A 23001-nucleotide genomic window follows, 5' to 3' on the forward strand; every position below is an offset into this window, starting at 1 on the left:
GTGTTCGCCGTTGATCCTGTCGAGTGATGGTTGAGCGCGGTACTAGGGAGGTCCCTCAGTGTCGCGACGGCGCGTGAACTCCGCCGCCAGCTCGGTGCGGGAGCGGACGCCGAGCTTGCGATAGACCCTGGTCAGGTGGGCCTCCACCGTCTTCCGGGAGACGAACAGGGCGGCGGACACCTCGACGTTGCTGAGCCCCTCGGCGACGCCGCGGGCGATCTGGAACTCCTGCGGGGTCAGGACCTCGAGGGAGACCGTGTCGTCGGCGGCCTCGACGGACGCCCGGTGCCCCGTCGCTGCGAGCTCGTTGCGGGTCCGCTCGGTCCACGGGTGCGCCCCCAGCCCGGCGAACGCCGCCTCGGCCTCGAGCAGCAGCGGTCGTGCGGCGCCCGGACGTCGCCACCGGCGGCGCACCTCCGCGTGCGCGAGGGTCGTCCGGGCCTTCTCGTACGGGGCCGCGAACCGCTCGTGCGCCCGGTGGGCCGCGGCGAACCAGCTCTCGGCGGTGTCGGGGTCGTCGGCGAGCAGCCCGCGACCGCGCGCCGCGATCGCCTCCGCGTACGCCGACCCGGTGTGCTCCGCGTTCGCGGCGACCCACGCCACCGCGGCCTCGGCCGCCGTCCGGTCGCCGGCGCGGGCCGTCGCGTCGACGAGGTCGCCGGCGAAGGGGACCGCGGGGAGGCTCCGTGCGCCGTGCTCGTCGAACTGGCGGCGCGCACGCTCGAGGTGGGCCGTCGCGGCGGCGACGTCGCCCGCGGCGAGGGCACCGGCGCCCAGGGCTCCGGTCGCGTAGCTGAAGAGGCTCTCGACACCGAGCGGCACCGCGAGCCGCATCGCCTCGTCGGCGTGGGCCCGGCAGGACCCGGCGTCGCCGCGGACGGCCTCGATCCGCGCCTGGAGGCACAGGCCGAAGGCCTTGCTGCCCGCCTGACCGAGCTCGTCGGCCCACGCGACGCACTCCGTCACGTCCGCGTAGGAGCTCGGCCACCGACCCGCCCACCAGTCGACCTCGGCCCGCACCGCGAGGGAGTACGAGAGGACCAACGGCGCCCCGGCCTGCCGGGCCGTCGTCGCCACGGGCTCGACGAGACGTCGGCCCTCGTCGAACCGTTCGAGGTACACCGCGGCCTGCGCGCCGGTGGCGAGGGCGGGGGCGTCCCACAGGAGGTCGGCCGCGTCGGCGCGCCGGAGCAGGTCGTCGAGCAGGGGATGCGCCTCGTCCCGTCGCCCCACCAGGACGTAGGTGTGGCACAGGTCGGCGAGGGTCACGATGTCGCCGACGTCGAGGGCCCGCGCCTGATCGGCCACGGTCTCGGTCTCGCGCAGGCGCGCCATCATCGTCAGGGGCATCACCGTCTCGCCGTAGAGCCGAGCGGCACGCTGCGGGTCGTGGGGCAGGACCGCGTCCGCCGTCCGGAGGGCCTGGTCCACCGCGCGCGCCGGGTCGAGCCAGCTCAACGTCCGGGCGCGGACGACCTCGACGTCGGCGGCGAAGAGGACGTCGTCGCGCTCGGCCAGCGCCCGCTCGCACCAGCGGACCGCCTCCGCCCCGCCGCCCGACATCGACGCGTCGGTGGCGGCGGCGAGCAGGCGCTCGGCGCGCAGCCGCGGGTCGGCGGTGAAGTCCGCGGCGCGCGCCCAGGTCCGGGCGGCGGCCAGCAGCCCGGCGCGCTGCCGCGCCGCGTGTGCGGCCTCCACGAGACGCCCCGCGAGCTCGTCGTCCGGCGGCTCGCCCGCCTCGGCGAGGTACCAGACGGCAAGGTCCGGCGGGGCGTGCCGGGCGAGACCGTCCAGGACCCGGCGCCGCAGGGCATGGGACGTCCGCGCGGCGATCAGGGGGCGGAGCAGGCCGTGGCGCAGGCACACCTCCTCGCCGTCGCGCAGGGCGAGCCGGCGACGCTCGGCGGGCGCCAGGTCCTCGCCCCCGATGCCCAGGTCGCGGAAGACCGGCTCGAGCTGCACCCGGCACGGGGTCCGGCTGTGCGCGAGCACCGCGAGCGCGGTCCGGCTCGCTTCGGGCAGGGCGTCGATCGCCGCCGACCACGTGCGCTCGAGCGCCGAGCCGGGGGGCAGGGCGGGCGCCGCGGCGTCGTCCGGGACGAGGAGATCCGGGCCGGCGGCGCGGGCGATCTCGACGACGGCGAGCGGATTGCCGGCGCACCGCTCCACGATCGTCTCCACCACACGGGGCGACGCCCGTACGGGCAGCGCCTCGACCAGCGCACGGCTCTCCTCGGTGGACAGGGGGCCGAGCTCGATCGTCGGCAGCCGCCACACCCCGGGGTCGACGGGCACCTCGGACCGCACCGACAGGAGCAGCGCGATCCGCTCCGGCCCGAGACGCCGGGCCACGAACATCAGCACCTGCTGGGACGGTGCGTCGATCCACGGGAAGTCGTCGACGACGAGCAGCAGCGGCTCGGCGTCGGCGGCCGAGGCGAAGGTGCCCAGGGCGGCCGCGCACACGGCGAGCGGGCTGCCGACCGTGCCGGTGCGCAGCGCGAGGGCGATCTCGAGCGCCTCCCGCTGGACCTCCGGGAGGCCCTCGACGTGCTTGAGGAGCGGCATCAGCAGGTCGGCGACCGCGGCGAACGGGAGCACCGCCTCGCTCTCGACCCCCGCCGTGCGCAGGACCCGGCGCGACGACGTCCCGACGACCTCGTCGAGCAGCGTGGACTTCCCGCTGCCCGGTTCGCCGGCGAGGACGGTGACCGTGCCGTCGGTGCGCTGCGGGTCGGCCGCGGCGGCGAGCAGTTCTCGTTCGCGCGCACGACCGATGACCTCGGGTCGCGGTCGGTCGGTCACGCGCACGCTCCCCCCGCGTGGTGAGGGGCCATTCTCGCGCGAGGACGGACCATCCAGCAGTGCCGTTCGACGCAACAACTATCCGGCGACGTGGAAGGCCTGGCCGGCGAACGTCCAGTCGAGGGGCGTCGCCAGGTCGAACCGCTCCTCGTCGAGCAGCGTCTCGAGGGTGTCCACCCGCGGGACCGACCTCCGCCAGACCTCGGCGGTCTCCGCGTCGGCGGGATCGAGCAGGTGGGCCCGGCGCACCTCCAGGAACTCCTCCAGCCACCCGGACCGGTCCGGCTGCTCCACGCCGCCGTGCGCCTCGGTGGTCTCGTCGATCATCGTGGCCAGGCCGTCCGGGTCGGTGCCGGTGCCGTGCTGGACCGCCGAGTCCAGGAGGACCAGCTGCCCCAGGGCGGAGGTCATGCCGATCCTGCGCGCCTGCGCCATGGCCGGGTCGAAGTACAGCCGTCGGTAGACGTCGTCCTGGGCCCGGTTGAGCCGGGGGTCGGTCTGCGACGCCTGCCGCCACGCGGCGGGGAAGCCCTCGAGACCCGTCGTGTCGCCCCCGTCGCCGCCGGCGGTCACGGCGGCGTCGATGGCGATGAGGGCCGGCAGGTACCCGGTCAACGGGGTCCGTTCCCCGCCTGCCGACTCCTCGTACCGGCGCACGACCAGCAGCAGGTCGTGCGTGCCGCTGGTGAAGCCCGCCCGTCCCGCCGTGATGCCCCGGCCGTCGCCGATGTCCTGGGCCGACGCGTAGGGCAGCTCCGTGGAGGAGTTCTCGAAGGAGCTGATGACGGCCTCCGCGGTGCGCAGGCGGCCCGGGTCGGCGAGGTCGGTGACGCCGGGGACGTCCGACGAGGCACTCCCCGCCGGTGCACCCCCGGCCGCCCCGGGCTGCTGGCACCCCGCGAGGACCGCGCCGCCGACCAGCCCGCCACCGACCAGTCCGCCGAGGACCAGGAAGCTGCGCCGGTTCATCGGTTCATCGTCGCTGCAGGACCGCCCCGTCGGTCAACGGTGGCGGGGCCTCGACGACCGATCCGGGTGTGGGCGGCCCCTGCTCCGCCGGCTCGGTCCCCTCGGCGTTGCGCGCCAGGAGGGTGTCGAGCCCGCCGAGCCTGCGGAGCTTCTGCCAGCCCAGCCGGATGCCCGCCAGAGCGGTGATCGTCGACCGGATGAGCACCGCGTACATGACCTGCCGGTAGACGATCTGCTGCAGCGGCAGCGCCCACAGCACCCCCACCGGCTCGCGCTCGAGACGGAAGGCGATGAACGCCGCGACGAACTGGACGGCGAGCACCGCGCCCCAGAGCGCGAGCGTGGTCCACGGGTCGAGGAAGACGAGTCCGTAGATCAGGAAGACGTCGATCAGTGGCGAGAGCAGCGGGAGCATCACCTGGAACATCGCGAGGTGGGCCAGCCCGCGCCGCCCGAACCGGCCGGCGGCGCCCCCCTCGACCACCGCGTGGCGGTGCTTCCACATCGACTGCATCGTCCCGTAGCTCCAGCGGTAGCGCTGGCGCCACAGCTGGCCCAGGCTCGCCGGCGCCTCGGTCCAGGCCCGCGCGTGCTCCTGGTAGACGACCCACCACCCGCGGCGGCAGATCGCCATGGTCAGGTCGGTGTCCTCGGCCAGCGTGTCCTCGCTGACCCCGCCCACGTCGAGCAGGATCCCGCGCCGGAACGCCCCGACCGCGCCCGGGATCGTCGGCATGCAGTGCCCGAGGTCGAAGACGCGGCGGTCGACGTTGAACCCCATGACGTACTCGATGTGCTGCCAGCGTCCGAGGAGCCCGCGGCGGGAGGCGACCTTCGCGTTGCCGGCCACCGCCCCGATCGTCGGGTCCGCGAACGGCTCGACGAGGCGGGCGATCGTGTCGGGGGCGAAGATCGTGTCCCCGTCGATCATCACCACGAGCTCGTGGCGGGCGTGCGCGATCCCGTTGTTGAGCGCCGACGCCTTGCCGCCGTTGGTCTGGCGCAGCACGCGGACCCCGGGTAGCCCGAGCGCCTCGACGATGTCCGCGGTCCCGTCCGTCGATCCGTCGTCGACGACGATCACCTCGACGGGGTGCGTGGACGCCACCAGCGATCGCACCGTCGACGCGATGTTCGCGCTCTCGTTGTAGGCGGGCACGATCACCGACGCCGGCTCGCTGACGGGCGGGCCCCAGGAGAAGTCGCGCCGGTGACGACGGCGCTTGTGCCGGATGGCGATGACGATCATCAGGGCGAGCCGGAGCAGGATCAGCACCCCGACGACGACCAGCGCCCAGGTGAGCACCTGGACGACCGTGCCGGCGGCGCCCACCGCCGCGAGGACGGTCTGCCCCAGCACCCGGTCCGCGAGGGGTGCGGGCCGGTTGTTGGGCGGGAGGCCGAGCGCGACCGTCGGCGTCGTGAACCGGAATCCCTGCTGCTGCAGCGTGGGGATGAGCCGGTCCAGGGCGGCCACCGTCTGGCTGCGGTCCCCGCCGGCGTCGTGCATGAGCACCACGCCGCCGACGCCCGGAGCCGGGGTGCTGTTCCGGACGATGGCGTCGACCCCCGGCCGTTGCCAGTCCCGGCTGTCCACGTCGGACAGCACCGTCATGTAGCCCATCGACTCGGTGAGCTGGAACGAGGCGAGGTCGAGGTCGTCGACCGCGCCCGCCGTCGAGGAGAACGGGGGCCGGATCAGGTAGCTCGACTCGCCGGTCGCTCCGTTGACGACGAGCTGCGTCTCGGTGAGCTCCCGGTCGACCCGCATCCGCGACGAGGTGGACAGGTCGGGGTGGGTGAAGGTGTGCAGGCCGACCTCCGACCCGGCCGCCCGGATGTCCTGCAGCAACCACGGGTAGCGGGCCGCCTCCGAGCCGACCACGAAGAACGTCGCCGGGACGCCGTGCCGCCGCAGGACCTCGAGGACGGCCGGTGTCCATCGGGGATCGGGGCCGTCGTCGAACGTCAGCACGATGGTGTTCGCCGGGATGTGGACGCTGTGCGGGGTGGGCGAGGACGCGTCCATCACGGGCCCGCCCTCGGAGACCGTGGCCGGGACGTGCGTCGACGTGTCCGATCCCTCGTGCGCGTGCGGGAACGCGTCGTTCTCGATCTGCCCGTTCACCATGCCGTTGACCATCAGCAGGCAGACGAACGTGATGAGGGCCGGGACCGCCAGGAAGAGGCCGAGACGGGGGAGCGGCAGGTGCAGGCGCCGCCGATCTCCCCGCCTCGTCGGACGACGCGGGAAGCGGATGCTCACGACGAACCGCTGCCCGTGCTCACCGTGTCGGGCTGCTCCTCGGAGCTCGACCCGCTGTTGTCCGACCCGCTGTTGTCCGACCCGCTGTCACTTGACCCGCTGCCGTTCGATCCGGAGGAGTCCTCGCCGGTCGACGCCTCGGGCTCGGTCGTGCCGCTGCCGCTGCCGGAGCTACCGGTGTCGTCGGAGCCGCTGCTACCGGTGTTGTCGGAGCCGCTGCCGGTCTCGGTGCCGCTGCCGGTGGGCGGCTCGGTGGTCGAGCCGCTGCCCGAACCGCCGTCGTCGGAGCCGCCGGTGCTGCCGGAGTCGCTGGGCGTCGTGGGGCCCGGGTCGGGGTCTGGCGTGCCGGGGTCTGGCGTGCCGGGGCCGGGCGTGCCACCCGGCTCCGTCGTGTCGGTGGGTGTCGGGTCGGTGGGTGTCGGGTCGGTGGTGCCCGGGCCGGTCGTGCCGCCCGGGTCGGTCGTGCCACCCGGGTCGGTCGTGCCACCCGGGTCGGTCGGCGTCGTGTCGGTGGGCACGGGGGTGGTCGGGCCGGGGTCGGTGCTGCCGGGGTCGGTCGTGCCGCCCGGACCCGTGGGCGTGGTGTCGGTGGGCACGGGGGTGGTCGGGCCGGGGTCGGTCGGGGACACGGGGGTCTCGCCGACAGGGTCGGTGGGCGCCGCGGGGCCGGGGTCGGGCTGGGTGGGCGTCTCGGTCCCGCCGGCGGGGGCCTCGGTCACGGGAGCGGTCGGAGCGGGGAGGACCTCGCCGGCCGCCGGGGGCGTCACCGGCGCGGCGGGGGACGCCCCGGGTTCCGCGACGGCCTCTGCGGGCGAGGCGAGCGTGCCGGGAACGGGCGGGACGAGCGACGCGGCGGGAGCGGTGACCGACGCCGCAGGCGGGATCGTCAGGGCCGCCGTCCCGCCCGGGATCGCCGCCGGGATCGCGGGCGTCGCCGGCAGCGCCACCAGGACGGGCCCGGACGCCGGGACCGCGTCCGGCCACAGGTCGAGGAGCTGCGCGGCGCCGTCGCGGAGCTGCTCGAAGACGTCGATCGGGGCGTCCGTGATCATCTCCAGCACGGTGTCCGAGCCGACGCCGGTCCGCTCCGCCGACAAGGTCATCCCGACGGCGGCGACGTAGGCGGTGCACGCGGTGGCCGCGAGGAAGCCGATCGCACGCATGCCCCGTCGCCGACGTCCGGTGAGGTCGACGAAGACCGGGCGCGGCTCCACGGGGACCGGGACGAGCGGGTGTTGCGACTCCGTGGGCTCCGGGTGCGCGTCCGTCTCGGTCATCCGGTCGATCAACTCAGTCATGGTGTTCCCCCCATTGGTGTGCCATCGGAAATCACGCCCGGAAACCGCCGAGCGTCTCGGTGTACGCGTGGGGCGCCTGCTGGACGCCGCTGCAGTCGCTGCGCGCCTCCGGCGCGCCGGGGCAGCCCCCGTTGTCCCGTGCCGCGGACCAGAAGCCGAGGAAGCCGAGCCCCCGCGTCTCGGCGTGGTCGCGCATCCCGGCGGCGTCGTCGAGCGTCGTGGTCATACCCATGTCGTTGCGGCCGATCATGACCGTGGCGCCGAACCGTTCGGCGACGTCGGCCGGGTCGCTCCCCGGGTCGAGGGCGCCGACCTGCCCCAGGGCGAGGTCGAGCGCCCCGGTCATCGCCGAGAGCCAGGACCCCTCGGGCGTGAAGTTCATGAGCATCACGTTGACCCGGGGCTCCAGGCCGGCCCCCTGCGCGGCCCGGACGATCGCCATGCCCTCGGGGGTGATCCCGGTGAGCTGGTCCTCGATCTGCACCGTGAGCGTGACCTCAGTGCCCCGGCTGCGCTGCAGGTCCGCGAGGGCCGCGGCCACGGTGGCCTCGGGGATGTCGCCCTCGACGTCGACGTCCAGGCGGTTCGTGCCGACCGCGTCGAGGGCCGAGGCGTACGCGGCTGCGAGCGCGCCGGCGTCGGGGCACGCGGTCTCCAGGTAGGGCCCCTGCGCTCCGCCCGAGGCGAGGGTCAGGGCGCCGCCCCGGGCCCTCAGTCCGTTGACGACCCCGGCGACGGCCGGGTCGTCGAGCGGGACCGTGCCGCCCCAGGAGGGCGTGCACCCCCCGTCGCCCGCGAGGACGAAGGCGAGGACCGCGTCGCCCGGACCGCTCGGGCCCACGAGCGCCCCCGGGTCGGCGGGGAGCGCCCCGGTGACGTCCACGTACGGGGCGACCTGGCGCGGTGCGGGACTCCACGGCGCGGCGGCCGTCAGACCGGACGACGTCACGAACGCGGCGACGAGGGCGGCCGCCAGCACCACGCCGCCCACGACCAGGGACCACCGCCCGCGTCTCCCGCTCAGCACCGCCGTCATTCGACGGTCACCGACTTGGCGAGGTTCCGGGGTCGGTCGACGTCGTAGCCGAGGAGACGGGTGAGCCCGCGGGCGAAGTGCTGGAGAGCGACGACCGACTCGAGCGGCCCCCACGGCGGTTCGACGGCGGGGGCGTTCACCGGGAGGTCGGCGTCCTCACCGGGGCCGACGGTGACCAGGCGGGCGCCACGGGTGGTCATCTCCCGCGTGTTGACCGCCAGGCGATCGTGCGGACGGGCCTGCACCGCGATCACCGGGGTCCCCTCCTGGATCAGCGCCAGGGGCCCGTGCTTGAGCTCGCCCGCGGGCAGGGCCTCGACCCAGCGGTACGCGAGCTCCTTGAGCTTGAGCGCGCCCTCGAGGGCGTAGGGCACCCCGGTGCCCCGCGAGACGTAGATGAAGGCGGGCTCGCCGGCGAGGTCGCGGGTCAGCCGTTCCGCGGCCGGTGCCGCGAGCCGGTGGGTCGCGGCCATGTGCTCCGGTGCGGCCCGGAGCTGGGCCTCGAGGCCCGCGACGTCCTCCGCCGACAGTCGCCCGAGCGCGGCCCCCAGCGCCACGGCCAGCGCCGCGCCGGCGAGGACCTGGTTGGTGAACGACTTCGTGGCGGCGACCCCGCGCTCGGGCCCGCACGCGAGGTCCAGCACCGAGTCCGCCCGGCGCGCGAGCGTGGACCGCGGGTTGTTGGTGACGGCGAGGACGGGGTCGGTCCAGTGCTCGAGGGCCGTCAGGACGTCCGCCGTCTCGCCGGACTGCGAGAACGCGACGGTGAGGACGTCCGGGTCCTCGACGGCGGGCGGGGGCTCGCTGGCCACGACGACGTGGGCCGGGATGCGCGCGACCGACCCGAGCACCGCGGCGGTGACGTGCGCGGCGTACGACGAGCTACCGCAGGCGACGAGGCGGAGCCGGGTCCGCGCCGGGACCCCGAGCTCCCGGAGGAGGAGCCCACCGGCGAGCCTTCCCGAGAGGGCGTCGACGAGGCGGGCGGCGGCCGCCGGCTGGTCGTCGATCTCCTTGGCGGTGAAGTCCTCCGCGTCCCCCATGTCGGCCAGGGGCTCGACGGGAGCGGCCGGACGGCCGGCCCGGGGCGTGGCGAGGGCCTGCCCGCGGTGGTACCAGGCCTGCGCCGCCCCCAGGACGACCACGTCGCCGTCGTCGAGCTCCCGCACCGTGTGGGTCCCGACGGCGAACCCCAACAGGTCCGACGACGCCATGGCGAACCGCTCGGCCTCGCCGACGAGCAGCGGGCTGCGGTGGCGGGTGAGGACGACCGCGTCGAGCCCGCGGACGGTGACGCCGAGCGCCCAGCTGCCGCGCAGCCGGGCGGTGGCCTGCTCGACGGCCCGCACCACGTCGTCGGCCGACGGGGCGGCGACGCCCTCGGCGAGGAACGGCGGATGCGGCAGGAACTGCTCGACGAGGTGGGCGATCACCTCGGTGTCCACCTCGGTGGTGAGCACGTGGCCTGCCGCGACCAGCTCGGCCTGCAGCTCCGAGACGTTGTCGAGGGTGCCGTTGTGCACCACCGCCACCGAGCCCGAGCAGTCGACGTGCGGGTGGGCGTTGACCGCCGTGGGCGCGCCGTGCGTGGCCCAGCGCGTGTGCCCCACCCCCGTGGTGCTGCGTTCCCCGGGCGGGACGAGCGCGGTCAGTGCCGGGATGCGCCCGCTCGTGCGGTGCACGGCGAGGGGTCGTCCGTCCCCGGAATTGAGCGCGATACCGACCGAGTCGTATCCCCGGTACTCCATCTTCGCCAGACCGTCGAGCAGGGCCGGCAGCGCCGGCTCGAGGCCGCGGAAAGCAACGATTCCACACATCAGCGACTCCGCACATCATTGATCGAGAAGCGAGAGCGCGCGCCGACACGCACGGCATCCGCGCATGCGGGATGCCGACGCGTGTGGTTCGGGACGCGTCAGGAAGACGGATCTCTCGACGAACGCCGCGGCCTGGACCGGGCCACAGATCTGTTCGTCTTCCGCCTGTGGTGTCGGGGTCGCAGCATCGGCGCGACACCCGTCGTCGTGATCGGGACGTGGACCCCGCGCTACGCGGGCGTCGGTCCGGATGATCGACGGAAAATACCTCGCATGCGATCTCCCCCCCGGGATGGCAGCGCCGACGATCGTGTCGGCTTCAATTTCCTACCAGCCGAAACCGTCCGCTGCACACCACGAGTGACGTAGTTGGGCCAGTCAGCGTAGTCATCGGCCGCAAGTGTCGGACGCCCGTGAAGACACGATGACGAGCCGTGACACTTCGCGCGATCATTCGGGTCTCTCCGCCCGGTCACTCAATGCAATCACCGGAATGTCACTCGACGTCACCCACTCGCTACGCATTCGTGCCTGCGAGCGAGGTTGCCTCGTCCGGTGTCACGATCCTTCGTCGCTTGCCGCACGGACGAGACACGACTGAGTCTGAACAGCACTTCTCCCGTTGCAGAGAGTGGTAGGGGCCACAGCCCCTGTGCTAGTCCTGACAAGCCGCTGCAGGGGCTCGTCGGGAACCCGCGGAGCGCGCTCGGAGAATGATCGCGTTCGCACACCACCACTCGTCCCGGGAGCCCCTCATGAGGGGGGCGAAATGGGGAGAACAGCGTCGGCCGGGGCGCTCGCGCACGTGTCCCGGCGAGCCGGCCCGTGGCCGGTCGACGAGGCTCGACGCCGCCTGCCCGGACAGCTGTGCGCCTGGATGCTCGTCCTCCCGATCGACATGGCGGCCCTGCTGGCGCCCGCGCTCCTGGCGTCGCGGTACCGCCTCGCGATGGTGGGGCTGGCGACGGTGGGCCTCGCGCTGCTCACCGGGGGTCAGCGCTACCGCGCGCGGCTGCACATCAGCGTCCTCGACGAGCTGCCGACGATCCTCGCCCGTCTCCTCGCCACCATCGCGCTCGTCGCCGGCGTCGTCCTCCTCGTCGGGGGCGATGCCACCGCCTTCCTCCCGCTCGCGTTCCTCGGCGCGGGGCTCGTCCTGCTCGGCCGGACGATCACCACGCACGCGATCCGCCTCGCCCGGACCCGGGGTCTGGTCGCCCGCCCGACGGTGTTCGTCGGCGGCGCCGGGCTGACCCGTCACCTCGCCGAGATGCTGCTCGAGCAGCCGAAGTACGGGCTGCGGCCCATCGGCTTCGTCGACGACCACGGGTGCCCCGAGGCGGAGGAGGTGATCCCGCGGCTCGCGGACCTGGAGCAGCTCGACGACGTCGTCGCGTCCCTCGGGGTCCAGGTCATCGTCGTCTCGGAGGGCGACCTCCCCGAGTCCCGCCTGGTGGAGCTGGTCCGCCGGCCACCGTGCGGTCCGTGCGATCTCCTCGTCGTCCCGCGCCTCCACGACTTCTGCACACAGACGGCGCTGGGTGACCACATCGCGTGCGTACCGATCATGCGTATCCGCACACCGTCACTGCACGGACCGTCCTGGGTGCTCAAGAGGCTGTTCGACGTCACGCTCGCGACGACGGCGCTGGTCGTCCTCGCGCCGGTCATGGCCGTCTGCGCCCTCGCCGTGCGTCTCGAGTCGGGCGGCGACGTGCTCTTCCGCCAGGAACGCGTCGGCCGCGACGGCACGGTCTTCACCTGCCTGAAGTTCTGCACGCTGGCACCGCGGTCGCGTGAGGAGTCGGCGACCCTCTGGTCGGTCGAGGGCGACCCGCGGGTCGGCCTCGTGGGGCGGTTCCTGCGACGGACCTCGCTCGACGAGCTGCCGCAGCTGTGGAACATCCTGCGTGGCGACATGACGACGGTCGGGCCGCGGCCCGAGCGCCCGCACTTCGTCGCGAAGTTCGCCGCCGAGCTCCCCCGCTACGGGCTCCGGCACCGTGTGCCGTCCGGCCTGACGGGCCTGGCGCAGGTCAGCGGACTGCGGGGGGACAGCTCGGTGGTCGACCGAGCCCGATTCGACAACTTCTACATCGAGAACTGGTCGCTCTGGCTCGACGTCAAGGTCCTGCTCCGGACCGTCGTCGAGGTGGTGTTCGCCCGTGGCCGTTGACGCGGGGGCCGGCGCGGAGCCGGTGGGCGGCCGGGAGGCGATCCCGCCCTGGGCGCTGGCGGCCGTGCCCCTCGCGGGCCTGGTCGCGCTCCTCCACGGCGTGCTGCGCCGCCCGACTGTGCTCGTGGTCGCGACGCTGGCGGGGTCCGGTGTGGCGCTCGTCCCCGGTGGTGCCGAGGGCGGCTCGCTCACCGCCGGGGACGTCGCGTCGGTGCTGCTCGTCGGCGCTGTCGCCCTGATGCTCCTGCGCGAGAGGCGGCCCCTCGTGCCGCGGCGGGCGGCGCTGCTGCTCGGCGCGATCGCGCTCGCGGCGGCGGTGTCCACGGTGACCTCCGTCGACCCCGCGGTGAGCCTTCCGGGTCTCCTGCGCTGGCTCCAGCTCTTCGTGCTCGTCCCGGTCGCGGTCGTCGTCGTGATCCGCGACCGCGTCGACGAGATCGTCGTCGGGGCGGGGGTCCTGGGCGTCGCCGTCGTCCAGGGCGGGGTCGGCGTCGTGCAGGCGCTGACGGGCACGGGCGCCTCCTACGGGACCGAGGAGGTCCGGGCCGTCGGCACCTACGGCGCCGACGACATCATGGGCATGGCCACCGTCGTCAGCTTCGGGCTGCTCGTGGCCCTCGCGATCGCGGTGGGGCACGCCCGGCGCGGCCTGCGGTGCGCGGCCGGCGTGGTGGCGCTGGCGCTGGTCGGGCCGCTCCTGCTGTCGTTCAGCCGCGGCTCGTGGATCGGTGTCCTCGTCGGCGCGTTCGTCGTCGTGCTCCTCTCCCGCTGGCGGGCCCTCGTGATGGGCGCGGTCGCCCTCGTCGCCGCCGGCGTCGTCCTCGCCGGGCTGGGGTCGGGGCCGACCGACCTCGACCGGCCGAGCGTGGTGCAGGAGCGCGCGGCCTCGATCGTCGCCTCCGCGTCGGGCCAGACCGACCGGTCCGTCGGGGACCGCTACGGCCTCTGGCAGTCCGCGGTGGGCATCTGGGAGGACCACCCCCTGACCGGGGTCGGTCTGCGCGCGTTCCCGGAGGCCCGCGACACCCACGCTCCGCTCGGACTGTCGGGCGGCAGCGACGTGCAGGCGTCGGGCGAGCGGTTCCACCGCGAGCCCCTGCTCAGCCCGCACAGCCTCTACCTGCTGGTCCTCGCCGAGCAGGGGGTCCTCGGCGCGGTGGCGCTGGTGGCCCTGCTGCTGGTCACCCTCGTGGCAGGACTCCAACGGGCCGTGCGCTGCGTGCGCGGCCGACGGACCGCCGGACGGGACGGTGTCGCGAGCGGGGTCGCGGCCTGCGGGCTCCTGGGTTTCCTGCTCGTCACCTTCGTCTACGGCGACATCGGCGGTCCCTCGAGCACCGCCATCGCCGTGGGTCTCGGCCTGACGCTGTGGTGGGGGCTGGGGTTCCGCCATCCCGCCGAGGCCACCCACCGCGCGGCCGCGCCGACCCCCTTCCCGCCGCCACCACCCGTCCCGCCCGCGACGGACCCGCCGCGCCCGGACGCGTCCCCCGACCCGCCGCCCGAGCCGCCTCCCGACCCGGCCTCACGGACACGGACGCTCCTGGTGCGCGCGTCGATCCTCTCGATCGCCCTGGTGACGTTCGGGTCGCTCCTCGGGCTCGTCCGGGACCTGCTCGTGGCCGGCCTGTTCGGGGCCACCGCGCAGACCGACGCCTTCCTGCTCGGCTGGATGGTGTCGGAGACCGCGCAGCCGCTGCTCATCGAGGGCGCGATGGCCCTGGTGTTCGTGCCGGCCTTCGTCCGGGCCGCCGCGTCCGAGGATCCGCGGCGGGCCCTGCGGGAGCTGGTGGAGGGCTCGCTACCGGTCATCGCGCTCGTCCTCGTGGTGCTCTCGGCCCTCGTCGCGATCTTCGCCCCGTTCCTCGTCGGGGTCCTCGCACCCGGGCTCGCCGACCCGGCGCTCGCGGCCACGAGCATGCGTGTGGCCGCCCTCGGTCTCGTCTTCATCGGTGTCGCCGGCTATCTCAGCGCCTTCCTGCGCGGGCACGACGTCTTCGGGCCGCCGGCCGCGGTCAGCACCGCGTTCAACGTCGGGCTCATCGCGACGCTCGTCGCCCTGCACCAGCGCATCGGCGTGATGGCGGCGGTGCTCGGCATCGTCGCGGGCACCGTGTGCATGGTCGCGGTGCTGCTCCCGAGCACCTGGCGCAGGCTCCCGCGGCCCCGGGCGATCCGACGCCCCGACGCCCTCGTCCTCGCGGCCTTCCTCCCCGTGGGCGCCTACATCCTGCTGCGCCAGGGCCAGGTCTACATCGAGCGCTTCCTCGGCTCGTGGCTCGCGCCCGGATCGGTGTCGCACCTGAACTACGCCCAGAAGGTGGGGCAGCTCCCGGCCACCCTCGCGCTGCTCATCGCGACCGTCACCTTCCCGATGCTGGCCCGCAGCGCCGCAGCAGGACGCACGGACCGGGTGCGCGCCCGGCTGGTCTCGGACCTGCACGTCATCACCGCGATCGTGCTGCTGTCGGCGGCGTTCCTCGTGCTCTTCGCCGGGCCGGTCGTCGACCTGCTCCTCGGTCGCGGCAACTTCACCCCCGGCGACGTGACGGCCACCGCCGGCATCCTGCAGGTCTACGTCCTCGGACTCGTCGGGCAGGGCGTCGTGGAGGTCCTCTGCCGGTCCTTCTTCAGCCGCGACCGGCCGTCCTGGTACCCCGCCCTCGTCATGGTCGGCGGCCTCGTGGTCACCGCGGTCGTCGGCGCGCTCCTGCTCGGTCCCCTCGGGGCGCCCGGGATCGCGCTGTCCAACGCGGCGGGCATCACGGTGGTCGCCCTCCTGCTCGTCCCCGGCGCGGGCCTCGCCCTCGACCGCTCCTCGCTGCCCGGGCTCGCCCGGTCGGCGTCGATGCTGCTCGTCCCGACCGCGGGCGCCGTCGCGATGGGCCTGCTCCTCGCCGGCGCCCTCGAGGGGTTGCCGCCGGTGCGCGTCGTGCTCGTCGGCGGCACCGGGATGGTCGTCGCGTTCGGCGTCCTGCTGCTCGCCCACGAGCGGTGGGTGCCGGGCCGGTCGCTCTTCGGCGCCCGCCCGGCGCCACGGTCCGAGGAGGTCCGATGACCGGCCGCTGGCCCTGGGTCCTCATGTACCACTCGGTCGGGTCGACGCACGACGACCCGTTCCGCGTCACCGTCTCGCCGCGCCGCTTCCGCACCCAGATGGAGGCCCTGCGGCGGGCCGGGCGGCGGGGGGTGTCGATGCGGACCCTGCTCGCCACACCGCCGGGGCCCCTGCGCGACCGGATGGTGGGCCTGACGTTCGACGACGGCTACGCCGACTTCGCGGACGTCGTCGTCGGGGTCCTCGACGACCACGGGTTCGACGCCACCGTCTACGTCGTCGCCGGTCGGCTCGGCGGGACGAACGACTGGGAGCCGGGCGGCCCGGTCAAGCGCGTCATGACCGCGGCGCGCCTCCGGGAGGTCGCGGCGCTCGGTATGGAGGTCGCGGCCCACGGGGTCGGGCACCGGCCCCTCGCCGGGCTCCCGCGCGACGAGCTCGTGCGGGAGGTGGTGGAGAGCCGTCTCGTGCTCGAGGACGTCCTGGGCGCGCGGGTCACCGGCTTCGCCTACCCCTACGGCGCGGTCGACGCCCCGGCCGCCGCGGCCGTCCGCGACGCCGGCTACGAGCACGGGGTCGCGGTCCGCGGGGCATCCCGGTGCGACGCGTGGAGCATCCCGCGCACCTACGTCGGGGAGGCGGACTCCCCGGCCCGTCTCGCGGCGAAGTACGTGCGGTCGCTGCGCGACCGGGCGGGCGACCGGGGGGTGGCCGCATGAAGGTGCTGCACGTCATCACCGGTCTGGCCGCGGGCGGCGCCGAGCAGCAGGTGCGGCTGCTGTGCCGGTATTCGCGCACCGACAGCGAGGTCGCCGTCCTCACCGGGACCGGGGTGGTCGCCGAGGGCCTGCTCGCCGACGGGGTACCGGTCCACGCCGTCGGCATGCGGGGCAACCGCGACCTGCGCGGCCTGGTGCGTCTCGTCCGCCTCGTGCGCCGGGGGCGCTTCGACTGCGTGCACGTCCATCTGTTCCGCGCCCAGGTGCACGGCCGCCTCGCCGCGCGCCTGGCCGGGGTGGCGCACGTGGTCGCGACCGAGCACAGCCTCGGGGACCGTCTCCTCGAGGGCCGCCCCACCGCGCGGCCCGGTGTGCGGACGCTCTACCGGGCCGCGGAGCTCCTCGGGGACCGGTCGATCGCGGTCTCGGCGACGGTCGCGCGCCGGTTGCAGCGCTGGGGCGTCCCGCCCGACCGGATCACGGTGATCCCCAACGGCGTCGAGGTCGAGCGCCTGGCGTTCCGGCCGGAACGGCGGCACCGCACGCGCACGGAGCTCGGCATCCCCGCCGGGGCGCCGGTCGTCGGCACGGCGGGGCGCCTCGTGGAGAGCAAGCGCGTCGACGTGGTGATCGACGCGCTCGCCGTCCTGCCGGGGACGTGGGGCCTCGTCGTGGGGACGGGCCCGGCGGCGGACGAGCTCCGGCACCGCGTCGCGCGCCTCGGCCTGGGTGACCGCGTGGTCCTGACCGGCGAGCGCGCCGACGTCGCCGACCTGCTCGCCGCGATGGACGTCTTCGTCTCGGCCTGTCCCGAGGAGACCTACGGCCTGGGGATCGTCGAGGCCGCAGCCGCCGGGCTCCCTGTGGTCTACGCGGCCTGCCCGGCGCTGGAGGAACAGCCGGGTGACCTGGCGCCGCGGGCGCGCCGGGTCGAGGCGGACAGCGCCGCGGTGGCGGCCGCCGTCGCCGAGCTCCTCGCCGACCCCGCCCTCGCGTCCCGGGAGCCCGCACCGGTGGCCGAGGTCTACGACATCCGTCGTGTCGCCGCCCGGCTCGACGAGGAGTACGCGCGCCTGGGCCGCGACGACCGGCCGCCGGTCCCGGCGACGCGAGAGGGAGGAATCCGATGAGGACGACGCTCACCCAGGCCCTGGACCGGGCGGTCCGTCGATGGTGGCTGGTCGTCGTGCTCGGGCTGATCGGGCTCGCGGTCGGGGGTATCTACGCGGCCACGACCCCGAGGACCTACAGCACGTCCAGCTACGTGACCGTCGCGGCGCTCGACCCGAACAACAGCCAGGCCGCCCTCGGGTTCGCCCAGGCCTTCGGGCGCATCGCGACGGCGCCGCAGGTGCTCAACGACGCCTCCGCGCTCTCGGGCATCCCCGTGCCCGAGCTCGCGACGTCGTCGCGGACCTCGACCTCGCCGGACGCCCCGCTGATCGAGATCACGACGCGGTCGGTCGACGCGCAGCGGGCGACGAACGGCGCCAACGCGATCGCCGGCGTCTTCGCCAACTTCGCGAACCTCCGCACCCCGGACACGGGGATGCGCGTCGCCGTCCTGAGCGACGCGGCGGTGCCCGTCGTGCCGTCGAGCATCAGCACCGGGGCCGTCCTGGCGATCGGGACCGGAGCCGGGGTGCTCCTGGGCGCGCTCGCCGTGGCGGCCGGGATGGGCCGGCTGCACGAACGGTCCCGCGAGCCCGGCTCCTCGGGCGACGCCGCCGCGTGGCGCCCGCCGTCCCCGGGCGTCCGCTCCGCGCGGACCTCGCCCCGGCCCACCGAGCCCGGCGACCCCGACACGGCCGGCGTCGCGCCCCGCGTCCCGTCGCCGCGTCCCGGATCGGCAGGGTCGAGCGGCCGACCCGACCCGGTGCGGCGCCTGGTCGATCTCGAGCCGTCCACCATCCGCGTCTCCGTGCCGCCGTCGATGGCCGCGCCGTCGGTGGCCGCGCCGTCGATGGCCGCCACGGCCGGGACGCGGTCGACCTCCGGCACGAACGGCGATTCCGCCCCGACGGTCGCGACACCGCCGGTGGGGGACGAGGAGGCCTCGTCGCCAGCGACGGGCGGGGCGACGACGGACGCCGTGCAGGGCGACCGGGAGCCCACCGCCTCGTCGACGCCCGAGGCACCGGACGAGCCGGACGCCGAGGGGAAGGACCGGGCCGGTGGCGGCGCGTGAGGACGCGGCTCCGCGGGCCCTCGTGGTGGGGGCGCGGGAGGCCGGGGCCCCGGTCTGGACCACCCGGGTCACCACCGACCTCGCGGGACTGCGCGACCTGCGCGTGGATCTCGACCGTCTGTACCGGGCCGACGGGCGGGCGATGCCCTTCCTCGCGCCCGGCTGGCTCGAGGCGTGGTGGGCGGTGTACGGCCGTCGGGGCCGGCTGCGCCTGGTGACGGTGTGGGAGGACGGCGTGCTGCGGGCGGCAGCGCCGTTCCACGAGGTCCGGCGCCTGGGCGCCCGCGTGCTCGCCCCTGTCGGGGGCTCCCTCGCCGACCACACCGACGTCCTGCTCGACGGCGCCTCGGACGGGGCGGTGCCGGCCCTCGTCGGCGCCCTGCGCGACCTGGCCGACGTCGTCGACCTGCCCGAGGTCCCGCCGGGGGCGAACGTGCGGCGCCTGGCGGAGGTCTGGCCCCGTCCGTTGCTCGCGCGGCCGTCGTCCACCACCGCGCAGCTACCGGCCCGGCCGGTGGAGGAGATCGTCGCGGGGTTCCCGTCCCGCACCCGCGGGCACCGGCGTCGCGAGCTGCGCTCGGTGGCCGCGGCGGCGGTGCACCACCGCGAGCTGCGGCCCGACGAGGTGGGCGGGGGCGTCGCGCGGCTCCTCGCGCTGCACCGGGAGGCCTGGGCGCACCGGACGATCACCCTCGAGCACACCCGTCCGCGCTTCGCCGACTTCCTCACGCGCGCGACGCGGGCCCTGGTCCGCTCCGGCGACGCGGCCCTGGTCGAGCACCGCGTCGGCGACGACGTCGTGGCGGTCGAGCTCGTGCTCCTCGGGCGGGACGCCGCAGGCGGCTACCTCTACGGCCACCGCCCGGAGCTCCGGGACACGCTGAACGTCACGGCGATGCTGCTCGCCGCCGATCTGTCGGCGGCCGCCGACCGCGGGCTCGCGACGTTCAGCATGCTGCGCGGCGGCGAGGCCTACAAGGACCACTGGCACCCGCAGACGGTGCGCCACGAGCGCCTCGTCCTCCCGCTCCGCGGGACCCGGCGCGCAGCCGTGTACCTGCACGCCGTCCGCGCCTCGAGCCTGGCCCGCGAGCGTCTGCGCGAGGACGCGCGGTGCCGTGCGGCGGTGGCCCGGCTGCGGTCGGCTCGCCGGGCGGTGGGAGGGGTCGGCCATGGCCCCCGGTGACCGGGTCGGCCGCGCACGCGTCCCGGCGCCACGGCGATCGGACGAGGATCCGCTCCGCGTCCTGCACGTCGCGCAACCGGTCGGCGGGGGCGTCGCCGAGTACGTCGCGGAGGTCGCGATCGACCAGGCTCGGCGCGGCTGGCGGGTCACGGTCGCGGGACCGCCGCACGGGACGGTCCGACGCCGGCTCGACGACGCCGGGGTCGGCGTGCACCTCCATCCCTGGTCGGCCGGACGCGGCCGGGCCCGACGGAGGGACGTCAACGCGCTGCGGGAGCTCGTGGCGAGCGCCGCCCCCGACGTCGTCCACCTGCACTCCTCGACGGCCGGACTCGCCGGCCGGCTCGCGGTGCGGGGACGGATCCCGACGATCTTCCAGCCGCACGCCTGGGCGTGGCAGGCCGTGGGGCCGCGGCTCGCCCCGATCCTGCAGGCCGGGGAGCGGTTCGCGCTCCGCTGGACGTCGGCGGTGGTCTGCGTGGGCGGCGAGGAGGCCGCGGCGGGCCGGCGGGCCGGGCTCGGACGGCGCATCCAGGTCATCCGCAGCGGGGTGGACCTGGAGCGCTTCCGGGCGGCCAACGTCGAGGAGCGGGTGGTGACCCGCGCGCACCTCGGGCTCCCGGCGTCCGCGCCGGTGGTCCTGTGCGTCGGCCGTTGCACGCGGCAGAAGGGCCAGGACGTGCTCGTGGCCGCCTGGCCGCGGGTGCGCGCGGCCTGCCCGGACGCCGTCCTGGTGCTCGTCGGCGACATCCAGGGCGACGGTGTCCGGATCGCCGGCGCCGAGGGCGGCATCCGTCAGTGGGGCGCGGTCGAGGACGTGCGGCCCTGGTACGTGGCCGCGGACGTGGTCGCGGCGCCCTCCCGGTGGGAGGGGCTCGCGCTCACCGCGCTCGAGGCGATGGCCTGCGGCCGCCCGGTGGTCGCCAGCGACGTCGCGGGCCTGCGGGAGATCCTCCGCGCCGACCCGCTCCGGTTCGACGTGGGCACTCTGGTCCCGCCGACCGATCCGCGGGCCTTGGCGGACGCCCTCGTCGCCCGGCTGCACGACGGTGCCGCCCGTCGGCGTGAAGGGGTCGCCGCGCGTCGGCGCGCGGAGGACTTCGACGTCCGCGTCACGAACGACGAGCTCGCGGCGCTCACGTCCGAGCTCGCCCGTCACCGTTCTGCCGGTCGGTTCAGGACGGGGCGTAGTGCGAGCGGTACTCCTGCGAGGACGCGGGGTTCTGGGTGCACTCCCACACCCCGCTCGGGCAGTAGTCGGTGATCGTGTGGAAGACCGCGTTCTGCGACTCCATCCACGCCAGCATCGCGCGGACGTACTCCGGGCGGTCGCCGTAGCGCAGGAGACCCCACTCGGGGAACGACACCGGCTTGCCGTGGGCCTGCGCGAAGTCGACCTGCTCGCCCAGCCCGAGGGGCTGACGGACGTAGTCGTCGAAGGTCTGGCCGGGCGGCTGGTCGTAGGTGTCCATGCCGAGCATGTCGACCACGTCGTCACCCGGGTAGCACTCGGTCCACGGGATGGCGTCGGTGCCGCGGGTCGAATTGAAGTTGAACTGGAACTGCTGGCCCGGGACGGAACGCATCACGCCGACGATGCGCCGGAAGTACTCCTTCCACGCCTCGGGGTCGGGCTCGCACCGGTGGGTGTAGCTGATCCCGTTCATCTCCCAGCCGGGGATGAGAATCGCCCGCGACGCACCGAGGGTGACGAGGCGCTGGGCGAGGAGCTGGAAATGGCTGTCGAAACGTCCCGCGGCACCCTGCTCGAGCAGGCCGCGCACGGCGTCGTCGGGCAGCGGCGGTTCGTTCGGCGTCAGCATCGGGACGTTCACCACGAGCAGGCGATCGGGGACCTGGGCGGCCCAGTCGGCCCACGGCCGGACGTACGGGTCGGGGATCTCGATGTCGCGCCAGCTGTTGCCGGGCAGATAGGTGTGGCCGACGGACGGGGCCACGGAATCCGTCCCCAGCCACGCCTCGAAGCCCGGATAGGCGGCGACCCCCGCCGCGTCGGAGCCGAGGAACGCGCCGAAGGGCACGCGGCTCTCGGCGTTCGTCCTCGTCATCCGCGGCTCGCCGGGTGCGGCGCCGGAGCAGGCGGTGAGGACCGCGAGCCCCACGAGCAGGAGCGCGAGACCGAGGCGGCGCGGCGCACGGGTGGTGGTCACGGGAGTGGTGCCTCCAGGGGGAGCCGTGCGATGCGGTGGTCGAAGCCGGACGGGCTGTAGGTCGGCGTCCCGGCCCGGAGGTCGGGGAGTCGGCGGAGGAGCGCGCCGTACAGGGCGGTCATCTCCTGTCGGGCGAGGTGGGCCCCGAGGCAGTAGTGCGGCCCCCCGCCACCGAAGCCGACGTGCGGGTTGGGGCTCCGGCGCAGGTCGACGCGCCAGGGGTCGGCGAACACGTCCTCGTCGCGGTTGGCCGAGGTGTAGTAGAGGACGACGCTGTCGCCCCGGGCCATCTCCCGCCCGCCCACCTCGTGGTCGGCGGCGAGCGTGCGGCGGAACTGGATGATCGGCGTCGCGATCCGCACGATCTCGTCGACGGCGGTCGGCAGCGTGCCGTCGAGGTCACCGAGCAGGATCGCCCGCTGGTCAGGGTGCTCGCGGAGCAGGACCAGACCGTGGCCGATGGCGTTGCGCGTGGTCTCCACCCCGGCCACCAGGAGCAGCGAGAAGAACGCCCCGAGCTCCCGCCGGGTCAGCCCGCGACCGTCGACGTCGGCGGCGACCAGGGCGGACACGAGGTCGTCGCGGGGCGCCCGGCGACGTTCGCGCGCGACGCGGGCCATCACCCGGTGCAACCCGGCGAGCGCCCGCAGGCTGCGTCCCGGTACCCGCAGGCGGCGGCGCGTGCCCGTGCCCTCCGTCGTGCGGTCGACGCCGGCGACGATCCGCGCCCGCTCGTCGCCAGGGACGCCCATGAGGTCGCAGACCACCTCGACGGGCATCCGGGTCGCCACCGCCGGCATGAGGTCGTCGGCGCCCCGGCGTGCCAGATCGTCGGCGATCCGTTCCGCCACGGCGTGGATCGACTCCTCCGTCGCGGCGAGGACCCGCGGGCTGAAGGCGCGCGAGACGATCCGGCGCATCCGGGCATGGGCGGGATCGTCCATGTTGACCATGGAATCGCCGAAGACGGCACGCACCCACCGCGCCGGCGGGGGCGTCGTGACCCCCGGGCCACTGAGGAACAGCGACGGGTTGCGGCTGGCGGCGACGACGTGGGGGTGGCGGACGAGCGCCCAGTGGGCGGTGGCGTCCGCGCCGACCCGCTGGGGGACGCCGGCGCGGCGCAGGGCGGCGAAGACGGCGTCGCGTTCGGGAGCGGGGCGGGCCCAGAACCCGGCGCGCGCCAGGGCGTCGGCGGGCCGCTCCTCGGTCGTGGTGCCCACCGCCAACCGCACCCCCCGGACGTCGAGCCCCGTACCCCTCACGATAGTGGCGAAGCTCTCACCATGGAGAGATCGCGGTGGCGCGGGTG

General features: G+C 75.1%; 15 protein-coding genes. 7 read left to right on the top strand and 8 right to left on the bottom strand.

Annotated features, from left to right (window positions below):
* Positions 1-42: 42 nt before the first annotated feature.
* The 6 genes from OG774_RS26085 to glmS form a co-directional block, all read right to left on the bottom strand.
* Complete coding sequence (locus OG774_RS26085) at positions 43-2805, bottom strand: helix-turn-helix transcriptional regulator (RefSeq protein WP_328305240.1); 2763 nt, start codon at positions 2803-2805, stop codon at positions 43-45.
* A gap of 78 nt (positions 2806-2883) precedes the next feature.
* Positions 2884-3774: a chitosanase gene (locus OG774_RS26090; RefSeq protein WP_328305241.1), complete on the bottom strand. Its 891-nt coding sequence runs from the start codon at positions 3772-3774 to the stop codon at positions 2884-2886.
* Positions 3775-3778: 4 nt separating this feature from the next.
* Positions 3779-6040, bottom strand: a complete 2262-nt coding sequence (locus tag OG774_RS26095; RefSeq protein WP_328305242.1) for a bifunctional polysaccharide deacetylase/glycosyltransferase family 2 protein — start codon at positions 6038-6040, stop codon at positions 3779-3781.
* The gene (locus tag OG774_RS26100; protein ID WP_328305243.1) at positions 6037-7338 is read right to left on the bottom strand and encodes a hypothetical protein; all 1302 of its coding nucleotides are present in this window, start codon (positions 7336-7338) and stop codon (positions 6037-6039) included. Before OG774_RS26100 ends, OG774_RS26095 begins: the two co-directional genes overlap by 4 nt.
* Positions 7339-7369: 31 nt before the next feature.
* Positions 7370-8365 (bottom strand): hypothetical protein, encoded by a 996-nt coding sequence (locus tag OG774_RS26105; RefSeq protein ID WP_328305244.1) that lies wholly within the window; start codon positions 8363-8365, stop codon positions 7370-7372.
* Positions 8366-8370: 5 nt separating this feature from the next.
* Positions 8371-10191 carry a glutamine--fructose-6-phosphate transaminase (isomerizing) gene (glmS, locus tag OG774_RS26110; protein WP_328305245.1) on the bottom strand — a complete coding sequence of 607 codons (1821 nt, stop codon included), beginning with the start codon at positions 10189-10191 and terminating at the stop codon, positions 8371-8373.
* 769 nt (positions 10192-10960) lie between these two features.
* Here glmS and OG774_RS26115 point away from each other — a divergent pair.
* The 7 genes from OG774_RS26115 to OG774_RS26145 are packed head-to-tail and all read left to right on the top strand — an operon-like array spanning position 10961 to position 20782.
* Complete coding sequence (locus OG774_RS26115; RefSeq protein WP_328305246.1) at positions 10961-12367, top strand: sugar transferase; 1407 nt, start codon at positions 10961-10963, stop codon at positions 12365-12367.
* Entirely contained in the window at positions 12357-15425 is a 3069-nt protein-coding gene (locus tag OG774_RS26120; protein ID WP_328305247.1) for a lipid II flippase MurJ, read from the top strand. Before OG774_RS26115 ends, OG774_RS26120 begins: the two co-directional genes overlap by 11 nt.
* Positions 15422-16144: a polysaccharide deacetylase family protein gene (locus OG774_RS26125; RefSeq protein ID WP_328305248.1), complete on the top strand. Its 723-nt coding sequence runs from the start codon at positions 15422-15424 to the stop codon at positions 16142-16144. Before OG774_RS26120 ends, OG774_RS26125 begins: the two co-directional genes overlap by 4 nt.
* Complete coding sequence (locus OG774_RS26130) at positions 16141-17274, top strand: glycosyltransferase (RefSeq protein ID WP_328305249.1); 1134 nt, start codon at positions 16141-16143, stop codon at positions 17272-17274. The genes OG774_RS26125 and OG774_RS26130 overlap by 4 nt, the downstream gene beginning before the upstream one ends.
* Complete coding sequence (locus OG774_RS26135; RefSeq protein ID WP_328305250.1) at positions 17271-18332, top strand: YveK family protein; 1062 nt, start codon at positions 17271-17273, stop codon at positions 18330-18332. Before OG774_RS26130 ends, OG774_RS26135 begins: the two co-directional genes overlap by 4 nt.
* A complete protein-coding gene (locus OG774_RS26140; protein WP_328305251.1) occupies positions 18319-19518 on the top strand; it encodes a GNAT family N-acetyltransferase in 1200 nt (399 codons plus the stop codon). The genes OG774_RS26135 and OG774_RS26140 overlap by 14 nt, the downstream gene beginning before the upstream one ends.
* A complete protein-coding gene (locus OG774_RS26145; protein ID WP_328305252.1) occupies positions 19505-20782 on the top strand; it encodes a glycosyltransferase in 1278 nt (425 codons plus the stop codon). Before OG774_RS26140 ends, OG774_RS26145 begins: the two co-directional genes overlap by 14 nt.
* Here OG774_RS26145 and OG774_RS26150 read toward each other — a convergent pair.
* Both OG774_RS26150 and OG774_RS26155 read right to left on the bottom strand, forming a co-directional pair.
* Positions 20694-21689, bottom strand: a complete 996-nt coding sequence (locus OG774_RS26150) for a glycoside hydrolase family 26 protein (RefSeq protein WP_328305253.1) — start codon at positions 21687-21689, stop codon at positions 20694-20696. The genes OG774_RS26145 and OG774_RS26150 overlap by 89 nt on opposite strands.
* The gene (locus OG774_RS26155; protein ID WP_328305254.1) at positions 21686-22912 is read right to left on the bottom strand and encodes a cytochrome P450; all 1227 of its coding nucleotides are present in this window, start codon (positions 22910-22912) and stop codon (positions 21686-21688) included. The genes OG774_RS26150 and OG774_RS26155 overlap by 4 nt, the downstream gene beginning before the upstream one ends.
* Positions 22913-23001 lie beyond the last annotated feature (89 nt).

The sequence above is a fragment of the Actinomycetospora sp. NBC_00405 genome (assembly GCF_036044095.1).
GTDB classification, from domain to species: Bacteria; Actinomycetota; Actinomycetes; order Mycobacteriales; family Pseudonocardiaceae; genus Actinomycetospora; species Actinomycetospora callitridis.